Below are 15,136 nucleotides of genomic sequence, written 5' to 3'. Positions count from 1 at the left end.
TTGTTACAACAGATTATCTATCTTTTAGTACTTTATACAGTATAATTGTGATGAAAGAATTAAATCATACTATTTCCAATCAAAAATGTATTTCTTAACTCGAAAACTACTTCTATAAAATTTAAACAAAAAGCATTATAATTGTTAATCAGTAACCAATCAGATATAAGTATGTCATTAATTAACGAATTTTCTACTGTCCCGAGCCTATTGAGGAACGTTGTAAAAAACATCCACAAACCCGAAGAAACATTCATAATCCACAAACAAGGTGCAGAATGGGTAGAGATTTCTTATCAGGATACTTTAAAAAGAGCAGATGCGGTTTCTGCTTATTTTTTAGAAAAAGGCATAAAAAAGGGAGAGCGTTTGGGTTTAATGATCGAAAACTGTCCTGAATATGTTTATTACGACCAAGGAATTCAGCAAATTGGCGCCATAAATGTTTCCATTTACCCAACGCTATCAGAACAAGAAGTTGCCTATATTATTAACGATTCGGGCATTAAAGCCATTATGATTGGCAATAATTTTCTTTATCGCAAGGTGCTAAAGGTTGCAGCCAATTGTAGAGAACTTAAATATATTATACCCACCTTTAAAGATTTTGAAAAAGTGGTAATCCCGGAGGATGTTCATATTGAAGTGATTGCTTTTTCTGATATTTTAGCTTTAAAACACCAAGTAACAGCAGCAGAAAAAGCAGCTATTGAGCAATGCCGAAATTTAATAGAACCTCATGATGTTTCTTCGTTAATTTACACTTCGGGCACTACAGGAACCCCAAAAGGCGTAATGCTTACGCACCACAACTTTGTTAAAAATGTAGAGGTTTGCTTAGAGCAAATTCCCGTAATTGATAAAACGGAGACTTTTTTATCGTTCTTACCACTCTCTCATGTTTTTGAACGTACTGCAACCTATCATGTTTGTTGTGCCCAAGGCTGTAAAATTGCTTTTGCGCAAAGTTTAGAATTATTGGCGAAAAACATGGGCGAGGTTAGGCCGACCGTAATGAGTTGTGTACCACGATTACTGGAACGAATTCATGATAAGGCAATAAAATCTGGAACCGCCGCAGGTGGAACAAAAGCAAAAATATTTTTATGGGCTTTAGATACAGGAAATAAATATCGCCTTGCCAACGAAGCTGGCGACAAACCAGGTTTAATTTTATCAGCTAAAAAAGCAATTGCCGAAAAATTAGTTTTCAGCAAAATAAAAGAAAAAACTGGCGGTAGGCTAAAATTCATGATTTCGGGCGGTGCCGCCTTGCCTAAAAATGTTGGCGAATTTTTTGGTGACTTAGGAATTAAGATTTTAGAAGGTTTTGGTTTAACAGAGACTTCTCCAGTAATGTCGGTTACAGAATACCACCGCCAAGTTTATGGCACCGTGGGGAGAATAATTCCGGGTATTGAAGTTGGCATACAAGATGTAGAGACGAAAGAGATTACTAACATTCAAACTCACCAAACTTTTAACGAAGAATTTGAATGTGAAGAAGGTGAAGTGATTGTGCGCGGCCATTGTGTAATGAAAGGATATTTTAATAAACCCGCAGAAACTGCCGAAGCCATCGATCGAGACATGTGGTTTCATACTGGCGATATTGGTCGCTTTTACAAAGGTAACCTGCAAATTACCGACCGTTTAAAAAACATGATTGTTAATGCTTATGGCAAGAATATTTACCCTACACCTGTAGAAAATATTTATTTAAAAAGCCCTAAAATTGATCAGCTTTTCTTAATCGGCGATAAACGTGAGTTTATTACGGCGATTATCATTCCAAATAGAGAAACTTTAGAAGAAACATTCAAGTTAAAATCTGCGTTTTTTGATGAACCTAACCCTTTTATTGAAGATCAAGAAATAATAGATTGGATAGAAAAGGATATTAAAAAAATATCTAACGAATTGGCGAAGTTTGAACGTATTAAAAACTTTAAGATTAAGCGTAACCCTTTTAATATTGATGAAGGAGAAATTACGCCAACGATGAAAGTTAAGCGACGTATTGTAGAAAAGAAATATATAGATGTTATTGATAGCATGTATGAAGAAGGTGTGGAGGTGGAAAGCTAGAACCAATCATATCTAGACTTCTTTGAAATATTACAAAGTAAATTAGCCAAGCAAACCCTTTATTTTTACAAATTTTTACTAACTTAAAACCCCACGTAGCATATTGATGTTTACGTATTAATAAATTTTTAAATAAACAACTCAAAATTACATGGTTATAATTAATAGTTTCGAAGAGTACAAATCATATTTAGGCAAAGAAATAGGCGCTTCTCAATGGCATACTATAGATCAAGATCAAATAAACAAATTTGCCGCAGCCACATTAGACTTTCAATGGATACATACCGAGCCTGAAAAAGCAAAAGAAAGTCCTTTTGGTTCCACCATTGCGCATGGGTATTTAACCTTATCGCTTATCCCCTATTTATGGAAGCAAATAGCCGACATCCAAAATGTGAAAATGGAAGTGAATTATGGCATCGAAGCCTTTAAATTTAAACAACCTGTTTTAGTAAATGATGAAGTACAGTTAAGAGCAAAATTAATTGCCATTTCCGATTTGAGAGGTATAACGAAAGTAGTTATTGAAGCAAATTTGGATATTAAAGGGCAAACTAAAACTGCATATACTGGTAACGTAATATTTCTTTATCATTTTAAATAATTTTTTTTGATTAGCTATTTAAGCGCATATCATAGTGTGTAAAGTTGGTTTGGAGATTGCCGAATTATAATAGGTTTTGGCTAAAGCCATTTAGAGTTTGCAAAATAACCGTCGGTTGAACCGACGGCAATGATTTGAAAAGCTACACGCCAAATTTAAGATAGGCAAAAGTAAAAGTCGATAGTATTGAGGATAAATTATTTCATAGCCCTTTGATTTAGCCATAAGATTTTATTGCATATAAACGGGGCTTTAGCCAAAAAATCAAGTTATTTTATTTAAAAAAGATCATGTTTTGGCACCCATTGCTCAATAACAACATCATACAATTATTAAACGTCTTGCAAAATCGTTACTTTTGCAGAAAATACCTAAGATGAGTATAGGATTATCAGAACAACAAATATTACGACGCGAATCGTTAAAGCAATTACGCCAGTTAGGCATCGAACCTTATCCGGCAGAATCTTATGAAATAAATGTTAGTGCAGCAGATATTTTAGCGAACTACGAAAAAGATAAAACGGCTTATAAAACCGTAAGCTTAGCAGGCCGAATTATGGGTAGAAACATTATGGGTGCTGCTTCTTTTGCCGAATTACAAGATTCAACTGGCCGTATTCAAGTTTATTTGAAAAGAGATGAACTTTGTCCGGATGAAGATAAAACCTTATATAATACCGTATTTAAAAAACTTTTAGATATTGGCGATTTTATAGGCGTTAAAGGCTATGTTTTTACTACCCAAACAGGAGAAATATCCATACACGTTACCGAATTTAAAGTCTTAGCAAAATCTTTGCGTCCGCTTCCTATCGTAAAACGCGATGATGAAGGGAACGTTTATGATGGCTTTACGAACCCCGAGTTACGTTACAGAATGCGTTATGTAGATTTAACGGTAAACCCTGATTATAAACAAATTTTCATCAAACGCAGTAAGGTAATTAACACCATGCGCAATTATTTTGATGATCAAGGATGGATGGAAGTAGAAACGCCAATTCTTCAACCTATACACGGCGGTGCAGCTGCCCGCCCTTTTGCCACACACCACAACACTTTAGACATGCCACTTTATTTGCGTATTGCGAATGAATTGTATTTAAAACGCCTAATAGTTGCTGGTTTTGATGGCGTGTACGAATTCGGCAAAATGTTCCGTAATGAGGGAATGGACCGAACCCACAATCCAGAGTTTACCTCAATGGAAATCTACGTGGCCTACAAAGATTATATATGGATGATGGCTATGGTAGAGGAATGTTTGGAAAAAGTAGCCGTTGCCACAAATGGATCTAGTTTGGTTAAAGTTGGTGAGCATGAAATCAATTTTGAAGGACCTTACGAGAAATTAACGATGTACGAGTCTATTCAGAAATATACTTCAATCGATGTATCTGCCATGACTGAAGATCAGCTTGCCAAAACCTGTGGAGATTTGGGCATTGAAATTGATTCTACAATGGGTCGTGGCAAATTAATTGATGAAATTTTTGGCGCAAAAGTAGAGGCAAACTTAATTCAACCAACTTATATTACCGATTACCCAATCGAAATGACCCCATTGGCCAAAAAGCACCGTACAGCCGAGGGTTTGGTAGAACGTTTTGAGCTGTTTGTAAACGGTAAGGAAATTGCAAACGCATATTCAGAATTAAATGATCCTATCGATCAAAAAGAACGTTTGGTAGATCAATTAAAGTTAGCCGAACGTGGTGATGATGAAGCAATGGCAATGGATGATGACTTTATACGTGCCTTAGAATATGGTATGCCTCCAACCTCCGGGCTTGGTATTGGCATTGATAGATTAGTGATGTTAATGACTAACCAAAGCACCATACAAGAAGTGTTATTTTTCCCGCAGATGCGTGCAGAAAAAAAGAAAGTTGAGTTAACAGCAGAAGAGGCAGAACTTTACACCTTAGTAAAAGAAGATGAACAAGTGCTTTTAACTGACATTAAAGCTAACTTATCCGATTGGAGCAATAAAAAATGGGATACCACTTTAAAAGCTTTAACAGGCAAAGGAATATTAAAAGTAACCAAAACAGACGATGGTTTGTTTTTATCGCATAAATAATCATTTGTAAAAACTGATGTGAAATGTGTTAACATTATCATAACAAAAACTTAAAAGGCTTGCGCATTAATTTTGCGCAAGCCTTTTTATATTTACATCAATTAGTTTTAAATATGATACGTTTTATATGAATACTTCCATTTTAGAAATTACCGAAAATGAATATTGCATTAAGCTGAACAAAAGTGTGTTCGAATTATCTCTTGTTCAACAACTTATAAAAAGAATTCAGGCTGAAAGCTACTTTTTTAAAAGTCCTTTTCAGGAAGAAGATGATATTATTAGCAGGAGAAATCAAAAAGAAGAATCGCGAGGATTTGACTGCCTTGATGATAAATAAGCTTTATTTTATCCAACAAAAAAAGTTACGGCGAAAGTAGCCGTAACCCATAAACTTTATTTAATGCACTTATGTTAGGTTGATTTAATCAATATCCAAAGTGCCTTCTACCGAATCATCCATGGTTTTACCAGATATTACCGAAGCGGCCATCTTTAAAAACGCTACAGCGTTACCATGTTTGTTGTCCCAATAATAGCCTTCAGAAGGGATAACTTTTATTAAAGTAATATTTGGATCGTCTTTACCGCCTTGAAACCATGTTTTAGCTATCGGTTTCCATAACTCATCAATTTTTGCCTGATCTCTACTAATTTCTGAAATACCGTAAATATTTACAAAGCCAGAATGGGCAGTAGCTTGAAATAATAAATGTGTAAAAGGATCAGACGAAATCTCGCCGTTCTTATGACTATCTTTCATACTCATAAACCAGATATTTCCTTCATCATCAACTTGTTGAATCGCCATTGGCCTAACCGAAAGCGGTACGCCAGTTTTTATATTGGTGCAAAAAAAACAGCTTTCGGCTTTTTCAGCAAGTTCCCTAAGTTTTTCAATAGCTTTTCCGCCAGTTAAATCTTTAATATTTTCTTCTTGTGTATTGTTTGTGCTTCCGTTTTGTGAGGTTTCCATAAGTTCCAATTTTTATATACTACAATTAAAAATTAGATATGGTTTTGAAATTTTTAAAATTGCAGATAAATCGACTCTACGATTTCCTAAATAGCTTTGCTTCACTAAGAAGTAATTTATTTTATCAAAACAATAAAAATTTGGTAGTGTTATACCAAAAAAACGATCATGGAAAACGACATCGATTATGGCTGGTTTAACAAAAAAAGGGTAAATATTTCTAAAAACTTCGAGGTTGATTTTTGGGCGATTAAATTTGGTGTTAAACCCGATCACATTAGAGATGCAGTATCAGCAACGGGTAGAAACTCAATTAAAAAAATTAAGGTTTACCTCGGTATTCAATAATCTAATCGGTAAAAATAACGATGCTGAATTCTAAAATTAAAAAATTTATAAAATTAGAATAGTCGCTCTGAGGAAGTCAACATAGAAAACGGACTTCAAAAATTTACCAAGACAAAACAGACAGCAACACACAAAAAATAAAATCGAAATTATTTTTGATAAATGCTCATTTTCTCTGCAAGATCGATAATACTTTTTATCTTCAGTTTCTGAAAAAGACGTACTTTATAAGTACTTACAGTACCCATTCGCAAATTAAGCTGATTTGAAATTTGCAAAACGCCTATTCCTTTCGTCAACAATTCTGCAACCTCCAATTCTCTTTTAGACAGTTTAGTAAAGGGATTATCTGTATCACTTCCTAAAATACTATTAAACATGTTTTTTTTGATGTTTATGCTCGAATATCTACTCCCAGCCAATATCGTTGTAATGGCAGTAATAATTTCAGCTTCTTCGGCATTTTTACTCAAATAGCCCGATGCTCCTGCCTTTAAATACGGAACCGCATATAAATTTTCATTTTGCGAAGAAAACACCAAAATTTTAGCACTTGGCAGAATCAGTTTGATTTGATCAATTACCTTTAGATTGTTTCCTCCGGGAATGTTGACATCAATGATAATTAAGTTGGGCGTTTTTTCAACTTCAATAAATGCTTCTTCAATAGTAGATGCGGTAATGATATTTACATCCTTCCAATAATCAGATATTAAACTTTTTAACCCTCTAATAACAATTTCTTGATCATCTGCAATAAGTACAGTTTGTGTATGAACCGTATTTTTAACTTTCATTCTCTAACGCTATAATGTATTCTATTAACAAAATACAACTTCTGTAAAAGTGTAGTTTATTAGTTATAAATTAAAGTGAATTTAAAACATTTTAGTAATATTAACACTACAATTTTGTGATGAGCTAATCCATTTCTATCGTTTCTGATTCAAATTTGCAAAAATGTTTAAAAAACCTTCTCCACGCCTAAACCAAATAACGCAAAATCGTATTTTACGGGGTCAGTAGCATCAAATTTCTTTAAATTGGTTGTTAATTCTACCGCTGTTAACCAATCTGTTTGTTTGCGCGTAATTAATCCGAGCGCCCTTCCCACCCGATCTACATGTACATCGCAAGGGCAAATTAAATCTTTTTGATGAAGCGTATTCCAAATACCGAAATCTACGCCATTATTATCTTTTCTTACCATCCAACGCAAAAACATATTTAACCGTTTACAAGTAGATTTTTGCATCGGCGAAGAAACATGCTTTTTTGTGCGATTAGGAAAGTCTTCTAACGAAAAAAAATAAGCTCTGAAATGATTTAGTGATTCTTCAATACTGAAGTTAAAACTATTTTGATAACACACCGGCGAAGAAAGGTTTATCGTTTCGTTAAAAGTTTCTACTTGCAAATAATCAGGGTTAATAATATCTTGAAAAGGAATAAATGCTTTTTCTAAACTATTAAAATTTTGATAGTGGTGTTTAAAAAAAGCGATAAAGTATAAAAGATCGGTATCGTTAAATGTTCGGTGCTTAAAGTTTAATAACTTTTTCAAATCCTCATCATTATGATGGAGCACAAAATCGTATGGCGCATTGTCCATTCGAATAAATAACTCTTTACATTTATTAATGATGGTTTTTCTTTGTCCCCAGGCTAAAACTGCTGCAATAAAGCCAGAGATTTCTATATCCTGCTTTAAAGTGAATAAATGTGGTATGCAAACCGGATCAGGTGCAACAAAACTAGGTTGATTGTATTGTTGCACCTTTTGATCAAGAAAATTCTTTAACCCCTTAAATCCACCTAAAGGGAGACTTTGACCATTCTTCAGCATACAGAAGCCCTTTAGAGGTTTGGGTTTAAAGCGTTTTCTAAATCCTCCAATAAATCATCAATATCTTCAACGCCTACACTTAACCGAAGTAAATTATCGGTAACGCCAACCTTTTCACGTTCTTCTTTTGGGATAGATCCGTGTGTCATCGTAGCCGGATGGTTAATTAACGACTCTACTCCACCAAGAGATTCTGCTAGCGTAAAAACTTTAAAGTTTGATGAGATTCTAAAAGTTTCTTGTAAATCTGCGTCTTTAAGCGTGATGGAAATCATGCCGCCAAACCCACGCATTTGCTTCTTTGCAACATCATGATTTGGATGATCCTCAAAGCCGGGCCAATAAATTTTATCAACTTTTGGATGTGTTTTTAAATAATGCGCAACTCGTTCTCCATTTTCGCAATGTGCTTTCATTCTTAAATGCAAGGTTTTTATACCCCTTAAAGCTAGAAATGAATCTTGTGGCCCTGGCGTAGCGCCACAAGCGTTGTAAATGAACCAAAGGTCTTTGTACAATTGCTCATCGCTTGTAATTAAAGCGCCCATTACAACATCAGAGTGACCAGCAATATACTTGGTAACCGAGTGCATCACAATATCGGCGCCCAAATCTATCGGGTTTTGCAGATAAGGAGAAGCAAATGTATTATCAACCGTAAGAATTAGGTTTTTTTCTTTGGTAATTTTAGCAACACCTTCAATATCAATAATTTGCATGGTTGGGTTAGTTGGTGTTTCTATCCAAACCAATTTAGTATTATCATTAATGTAGGGCAACATATTTTCGGGCTTAGCAAGATCTAAAAAGTGAAATTTGATGCCATATTTTGAGAAAATTTTGGTGAAAATTCTATACGATCCCCCGTACAAATCGTTTCCTGTAATCACCTCATCACCCGGTTGCAGCAACTTCAAAACAGCATCTGTCGCGCCCATTCCGCTAGAAAAAGCCAAACCGTATTTTCCATTTTCTAACGCTGCTAAACAATCTTCTAAAGCCTTACGCGTTGGGTTAGTACCTCTAGAGTATTCATATCCTTTATTATCGCCCGGCGATTTTTGCCAGTAAGTAGATGTTTGGTAAATTGGTGTCATCACCGCACCTGTAGTTGGATCTGGCGCTTGACCAGCATGTATTGCTTTTGTTGCGAATTTCATTTTAACGTAGTATCAAGTAGTGATTATCAAGTATCAAGACGGCAAAATCCCCTAAATACTATCTCATTTATATATTTTTTAATTACAACTAATTGTTTTCAGCTAATTTGCTTTTAACCTTAACCTCGGTCTCAACCTCTCAACCTCAGCTTCAACCCCTCAGCCTCGGTCTCAACCTCAGTCTCAACCTCAACCTCAGCCTCAACCTCAACCTCTCAACCTCAACCTCAGTCTCAGCCTCAACCCTAATAAGCCCTTGCAAATAACACCCTTTGTATCGATGGTTTTCCTGAGTAAATGCAAACACCATCTTCCAATTTATTATCTAACGGGATACAGCGAATAGTTGCTTTAGTTTCTTCTTTAATTTTTTGTTCGGTTTCTGGCGTACCATCCCAATGCGCAGCGATGAAGCCTGTTTTTTCATCTAAAAGTTGCTTAAATTCATCGTAACTATTGGCCTCGGTAATGTGGCTATCTCTAAAAGCCAAAGCCTTGTTAAACATACTTTTTTGAATATCTTCCAAAAGTTCGTTGATGTAAATATCCAAACCTTCTTGCACAACTGTTTGCTTCAACTTAGTATCTCTTCTAGCAACTTCAACAGTACCGTTTTCCATATCTCTGCCACCAATTGCCAAACGCACCGGAATTCCTTTTAGTTCATAATCGGCAAATTTGAAGCCTGGTCTCTGCGTATCGCGATCATCGTATTTAACAGAAATGCCTAAAGCTTTTAGTTTGATGATCAATTCATCAACATAACTGGTAATTTTTTGTAAATCTTCCTCGCCCCTATAAATTGGAATAATTACAACTTGTATAGGCGCCAATTTAGGCGGAATAATTAACCCAGAATCATCACTATGTGCCATAATTAATGCACCCATTAAACGGGTTGAAACACCCCAAGAAGTAGCCCAAACATAATCTAACTTACCATCTCTGCCTGTAAATTTAACATCGAAAGCTTTAGCAAAATTCTGACCTAAAAAGTGAGATGTTCCTGCTTGTAAAGCTTTACCATCTTGCATCAGCGCTTCAATACAGTAGGTTTCTAATGCACCTGCAAAACGTTCATTTGGCGATTTAATGCCACGAATTACCGGTAGCGCTAACCAATTTTCGGCAAAATCTGCATACACATGTAGCATACGTTCAGTTTCTTCGATGGCTTCTTGTGCAGTAGCATGTGCAGTATGGCCTTCTTGCCACAAAAACTCGGCAGTTCTCAAAAATAAACGGGTACGCATTTCCCATCGCACTACATTTGCCCATTGGTTTATCAATAAAGGCAAATCTCTATACGATTGGATCCAACCCCGGTAGGTATTCCAAATAATGGTTTCAGAAGTCGGACGAACAATTAATTCTTCCTCTAGCTTAGCTGTTTCATCTACAACGATATTTCCGTTACCATCATTTTTTAAACGATAATGTGTCACTACGGCACACTCAGTTGCAAAACCCTCAACGTGAGAGGCTTCCTTAGAAAAAAATGACTTAGGAATGAACAACGGAAAATAGGCATTACTATGGCCTGTATCTTTAAACATTTTGTCTAATACAGCCTGCATCTTTTCCCAAATAGCATACCCGTGTGGCTTAATAACCATACAACCCCTTACAGCTGAATGTTCCGCCAAATCGGCCTTTATAACAATATCATTGTACCATTGCGAATAATCTGCATCTCTGCTTGTAATTTCTTTGCTCATAAATTGTATTTGGAACGTAATTTGTGTTATAAAATGTGATATTAAGCAACAAATTTATTAAATTTATACCTACAAAACTATTTTGATTGGAATGCTTTGAGTAAATGCTTTAAATATTGCAAAGTTTTAACCAATTAAAATTGTTGATTATATATTTTTTGACACACACAACTAAATATAAACACAGATGAAACCAATTAAATTTTTACAGATTATGCTTCTAGCAACCGCCGGATTGGTTGCAGCATGTTCGGCACCAAAATTGGCTCAAAACACAGCCACCGACGATGTGTACAACACAACGGCTAAAGCAGTAGAGGTTGAAGTAATTACACCTCGCCCACAGCAAGAGCAGCCGCAACAAAGTTATGATGATTATTATGGAACTAGTAATCCTTATTTTGATATGGACTACTCTTCGCGTATAAATCGTTTTTATAATGGAAACGGTTTTAATAATTATTATGATCCATACTTTAACAATTACGGTAATGGCTATTACGGAAATGGTTATTATGGAAATAACATTTACAACAACAACTATTTAGGCTACGGTTTAAACTGGAATAACGGTTATGGCTTAGGTTATGGCAATTATTACGGAAGTATATGGAACAATCCTTTTTATTATGGCAATTACGGTTATAATAACGGATGGGGTGCGTATTCTATCTACGATCGGTACGGTTATGGTGGTTACTACGGTGGCGGTTATGGCGGTGGTTACTATGGCGGTGGCTACGGAAATAATTATTACGGTGGAGGAATTGTAAGCAATCCTGGCAGACCAAGACCCGGAAGTAATAATAATACAGGTGTACAAACAGGTAATAATGTAACCCCAAATTACGGCCGACCAAGCAGAAGCGGTGTTGATAACCGAAATAACGGAAACATTAGCAACAACGGCAGACCAGGTAACCAAAGTGTTGCGCCAGGAAATGCAGGAAACAATAACACACGACCTCAACGTCAACAACAACAGCCTCAACAACAACAACAGCAACCTCAACAACAGCGTGAGGCACCAAGTAGGCCAACACGTACTGAAACGCCTACTTATAGCCCACCACCATCAAACAACAATGGTGGATCAAATAACGGTGGCGGTAATTCTGGCGGTGGCGGTGGTGGCCGACCAAGCAGAGCAGGTAGAGGTTAATTTTAAAATTTAAATTAAAAATGAAAAAAATATATTTAGCACTTTTAGTAGCTACAGTAGCTACTACAGGAACAACCTATGCCCAAAGTTACGCGCCCGATGCCTATCGTTTCTCTCAAATGAACTACGGAAGTACATCTAGGTTTAAAGCAATGGGTAACGCACAGATTGGAGTTGGTGGCGATATTGGCTCTTTAGGTGCTAATCCAGCTGGATTGGGTTTATTTACAAAATCAGAATTTAGCTTAACCCCCGAGTTTAATAACGTACAAAACACAAGCGATTTCTTAAATCAAAATACGAATGGAACAAAGGGTCAACTTAACTTGAATAATATTGGTGCGGTTTTTTATAGTCCAAATTACAAAACAAAGGGCACCGATGTAAATACTGGCTTAGTGAGCGCAGTTTTCGGCTTAGGATACAATCGCAATAATGACTTTTTAAATAATATCGATTATCAAGGAACGAATAACTTGAATAGTATTAGAGATGCTTTTGTAGATCAAGCCAATGATAATGGCACAAGCAATAGTGTTGCTGGCGATGCTTTCAACTCTCATTTGATTAATAATAATACAACCCAGTATCCTAATCAATATTCTGCCGAACCTTACACAGGAGTAAATCCTTTTAACCAAAACTACACCGAATCAAGACTTGGTTCAACATCAGAATTTAATGTTGCGGGTGCTTTAAATTTTGGAAACAAGTTATATGTTGGTGCAACCGTTAGTTTTGTGAACGTTAGATATGTAAGTGAGGCATCTTTTCAAGAATCAGGTAAATTACAAGATCTTCAACCAGGCGAAGATGGAACTGCAACGACATTACCCGGCGGAAGCATTCTTGTGCATCCGATAGAAAATTACTCATTAAACTATACGAGAAATCAAGATACAAAAGGATCGGGTGTGAACATTAAATTAGGAATGATTTATAGACCAGTAAGTGAGTTTAGAGTTGGCGTAACATTTCAATCGCCTACTTGGATGACCGTACAAGACAATGTAGATGAAGGTGTAAATAGTATTATCACTAACGACAAATCCAACAATAATTTGCAGAACTATTATTTTTCCTATAGGTTGCGTACGCCGTTGAAAGCTTCAGCAGGCGCAAGTTATGTAATTGGTGGTAGAGCTTTAATTTCTGCAGATATAGATTATGTGGATTATGCTTCGATGCGTTTTTCGCAAGATAATGGATCGGATATTAGTACCATAAATAGTTCCAATCGTGATGTAAAAGACTTTTATAAAGAAACCATCAACTACCGTTTTGGCGCAGAAGTTAAAGTGAGTAATGAGGTTAGTTTACGAGCAGGTTACGGAATTAATGGTAGTGGTGTTAAAAATGGTAAAGATAAATTCTTCCAAACGCAAGCGATATCTGGCGGTTTAGGTTACAGAATTGATAACTATTATTTCGATTTAACGTATCAAAACTTAACATCTAATTTTTATTCGAGTGCGTATGAGCTAAACGACGGGTCTGAAACTTTGGCAAGTGTTAAAAATCAAAGAAATAATGTTTTCTTAACTTTCGGAGTAAGATTTTAAGAAAAAAAATAATTCGTTAATTGTAGAAATTGGTTAATTGTGAAATAGCAGTTAACCAATTTTTAATTTAAAAGAACATGCAATTCCAACCAATACCATGGGCATACCTTCGGAACCAACTACCCAAACAACCAAAAAACTAATCAACCAACCAATGAAATTACATACCATAGAAACAGGCTTATTTAAATTAGATGGCGGTGCAATGTTTGGCGTTGTACCCAAAATGTTGTGGCAAAAAACAAATCCAGCAGATGCTAATAATCTTTGCACTTGGGCCATGCGCTGCCTTTTAATTGAAGATGGAAATAAGCTAACTTTAATTGATACTGGCATTGGCGATAAACAAGACGAGCGGTTTTTTAGTCACTATTATTTGCATGGCGATGATTCTATGGATAAATCACTCGCAAAATTAGGTTTTAATAAAGCAGATATAACGGATGTATTTTTAACGCATTTACATTTCGATCATGTAGGTGGCGCAATAATTAGAAAGGATGATAAACTCATTCCAGCTTTTAAAAATGCTACCTATTGGAGTAATGAAAAACACTGGCAGTGGGCTGTAGAACCAAATGCAAGAGAAAAGGCATCCTTTTTAAAAGAAAATATCTTGCCGATAAAAGAAAGTGGTCAGCTTAAATTTATTAAGGAAAATGAAAATATTGAATTTCAAAAAAATGTAAATATTAGCTTTGCTTACGGCCATACGGATGCAATGATGTTGCCGAAGATAAATTATAAAGGGAAAACTTTGGTTTACATGGCCGACCTTTTACCCTCAGTTGGTCATTTGCCTTTACCTTATGTTATGGCTTACGATATGTTTCCGTTGCAAACTTTAACCGAAAAGCAAGCTTTCTTAGAAGAAGCCGTAGATAATAATTACGTTTTATATTTAGAACACGACCCAATAAACGAGTGTTGTACTTTGCAAAGAACAGAAAAAGGTATTCGTGTTGCGGAAACTTTTAAATTACGTGAAATTTAAAATATGATACGAAAGGCATTACCTACAGACGCTAAAGCAATTGCTCCACTAATTGTGCAGGCTATGGGGAAATTAGCCAATAAGTTCAGTAATACTGATGATGAATTAAAAACGCTAAATCTTTTCGAACACTTTATTGGCGAAAAAGATAATCAATACAGTTTTGAAAATACTATAATTTTTGAGGAAGACGGTGTTATTTTAGGCGCCTTAAATGCATATAATGGCGCCAATTTGCTATTGTTAAGGGATAATTTTTTAACTTATTTAAAAACGTACAAAAACTTAAAAGATTTTAATCCAGAAAGAGAAACCCAAGAAGGTGAGTTTTATTTTGACACGCTCAGTGTAAATTCAAAAGCTCAAGGACGAGGAATTGGTAAGCAACTTATAACCTCCGGAATAAAATGGGCGAAAAATCTCGGTCATCAAAAAATTGGTTTACTTGTAGCGTTTGAGAACCAAAGAGCATTATCAATTTATGAAAAAATAGGTTTCAAAATTGAGAATGATATCAAATTTGTTGGCGATGACTATCATCACATGGTTTTTAAAATTAATCCGTAATATTTGGTTTTTCAAATCAATG

At 35.5% G+C, this 15,136-nt stretch carries 14 protein-coding genes; 9 read left to right on the top strand and 5 right to left on the bottom strand.

From position 1 onward, the window contains the following. Positions 1–171: 171 nt before the first annotated feature. The 4 genes from EZJ43_RS06385 to EZJ43_RS06370 all read left to right on the top strand — a co-directional run bounded on the left by EZJ43_RS06385 (position 172) and on the right by EZJ43_RS06370 (position 5,121). A complete protein-coding gene (locus EZJ43_RS06385) occupies positions 172–2,088 on the top strand; it encodes an AMP-dependent synthetase/ligase (protein WP_133261849.1) in 1,917 nt (638 codons plus the stop codon). Between the two features lie 151 nt (positions 2,089–2,239). After that, a complete protein-coding gene (locus EZJ43_RS06380) occupies positions 2,240–2,695 on the top strand; it encodes a MaoC family dehydratase (RefSeq protein ID WP_133261848.1) in 456 nt (151 codons plus the stop codon). A 376-nt stretch (positions 2,696–3,071) separates the two neighbouring features. Next, a complete protein-coding gene (gene lysS, locus EZJ43_RS06375) occupies positions 3,072–4,781 on the top strand; it encodes a lysine--tRNA ligase (protein ID WP_133261847.1) in 1,710 nt (569 codons plus the stop codon). A 127-nt stretch (positions 4,782–4,908) separates the two neighbouring features. After that, positions 4,909–5,121 (top strand): hypothetical protein, encoded by a 213-nt coding sequence (locus EZJ43_RS06370; protein ID WP_133261846.1) that lies wholly within the window; start codon positions 4,909–4,911, stop codon positions 5,119–5,121. Between the two features lie 84 nt (positions 5,122–5,205). Here EZJ43_RS06370 and EZJ43_RS06365 read toward each other — a convergent pair whose 3' ends face one another. Continuing rightward, positions 5,206–5,757: a pyridoxamine 5'-phosphate oxidase family protein gene (locus tag EZJ43_RS06365; protein ID WP_133261845.1), complete on the bottom strand. Its 552-nt coding sequence runs from the start codon at positions 5,755–5,757 to the stop codon at positions 5,206–5,208. A 168-nt stretch (positions 5,758–5,925) separates the two neighbouring features. Between EZJ43_RS06365 and EZJ43_RS06360 the strand changes: the two genes are divergently transcribed. Next, complete coding sequence (locus EZJ43_RS06360) at positions 5,926–6,105, top strand: DUF3606 domain-containing protein (protein WP_133261844.1); 180 nt, start codon at positions 5,926–5,928, stop codon at positions 6,103–6,105. Positions 6,106–6,254: 149 nt separating this feature from the next. On the opposite strand, the gene EZJ43_RS06355 is transcribed toward EZJ43_RS06360, so the two are convergent. The 4 genes from EZJ43_RS06355 to proS form a co-directional block, all read right to left on the bottom strand. After that, complete coding sequence (locus EZJ43_RS06355) at positions 6,255–6,902, bottom strand: response regulator (protein WP_133261843.1); 648 nt, start codon at positions 6,900–6,902, stop codon at positions 6,255–6,257. A 167-nt stretch (positions 6,903–7,069) separates the two neighbouring features. Then, positions 7,070–7,951 carry a TIGR02757 family protein gene (locus EZJ43_RS06350; RefSeq protein ID WP_133261842.1) on the bottom strand — a complete coding sequence of 294 codons (882 nt, stop codon included), beginning with the start codon at positions 7,949–7,951 and terminating at the stop codon, positions 7,070–7,072. Positions 7,952–7,962: 11 nt separating this feature from the next. Further along, positions 7,963–9,111 carry a cystathionine gamma-synthase gene (locus EZJ43_RS06345; RefSeq protein WP_133261841.1) on the bottom strand — a complete coding sequence of 383 codons (1,149 nt, stop codon included), beginning with the start codon at positions 9,109–9,111 and terminating at the stop codon, positions 7,963–7,965. 245 nt (positions 9,112–9,356) lie between these two features. Continuing rightward, positions 9,357–10,829, bottom strand: coding sequence for a proline--tRNA ligase (gene proS, locus EZJ43_RS06340; RefSeq protein WP_133261840.1), 1,473 nt, complete (start codon positions 10,827–10,829; stop codon positions 9,357–9,359). A gap of 187 nt (positions 10,830–11,016) precedes the next feature. On the opposite strand from proS, the gene EZJ43_RS06335 reads away from it, so the two are divergent. The 4 genes from EZJ43_RS06335 to EZJ43_RS06320 all read left to right on the top strand — a co-directional run bounded on the left by EZJ43_RS06335 (position 11,017) and on the right by EZJ43_RS06320 (position 15,114). Then, on the top strand, positions 11,017–11,991 hold the full coding sequence (locus EZJ43_RS06335) for a hypothetical protein (protein ID WP_133261839.1): 975 nt from the start codon (positions 11,017–11,019) through the stop codon (positions 11,989–11,991). A 20-nt stretch (positions 11,992–12,011) separates the two neighbouring features. Then, positions 12,012–13,553 (top strand): OmpP1/FadL family transporter, encoded by a 1,542-nt coding sequence (locus EZJ43_RS06330; RefSeq protein WP_133261838.1) that lies wholly within the window; start codon positions 12,012–12,014, stop codon positions 13,551–13,553. 154 nt (positions 13,554–13,707) lie between these two features. After that, a complete protein-coding gene (locus EZJ43_RS06325; protein WP_133261837.1) occupies positions 13,708–14,547 on the top strand; it encodes an MBL fold metallo-hydrolase in 840 nt (279 codons plus the stop codon). Between the two features lie 3 nt (positions 14,548–14,550). Continuing rightward, positions 14,551–15,114: a GNAT family N-acetyltransferase gene (locus tag EZJ43_RS06320; protein WP_133261836.1), complete on the top strand. Its 564-nt coding sequence runs from the start codon at positions 14,551–14,553 to the stop codon at positions 15,112–15,114. Positions 15,115–15,136: the final 22 nt, after the last annotated feature.

This window comes from Pedobacter changchengzhani (genome assembly GCF_004354365.1).
GTDB lineage: Bacteria > Bacteroidota > Bacteroidia > Sphingobacteriales > Sphingobacteriaceae > Pedobacter > Pedobacter changchengzhani.
This window is presented reverse-complemented; position numbering and strand designations above follow the sequence as displayed.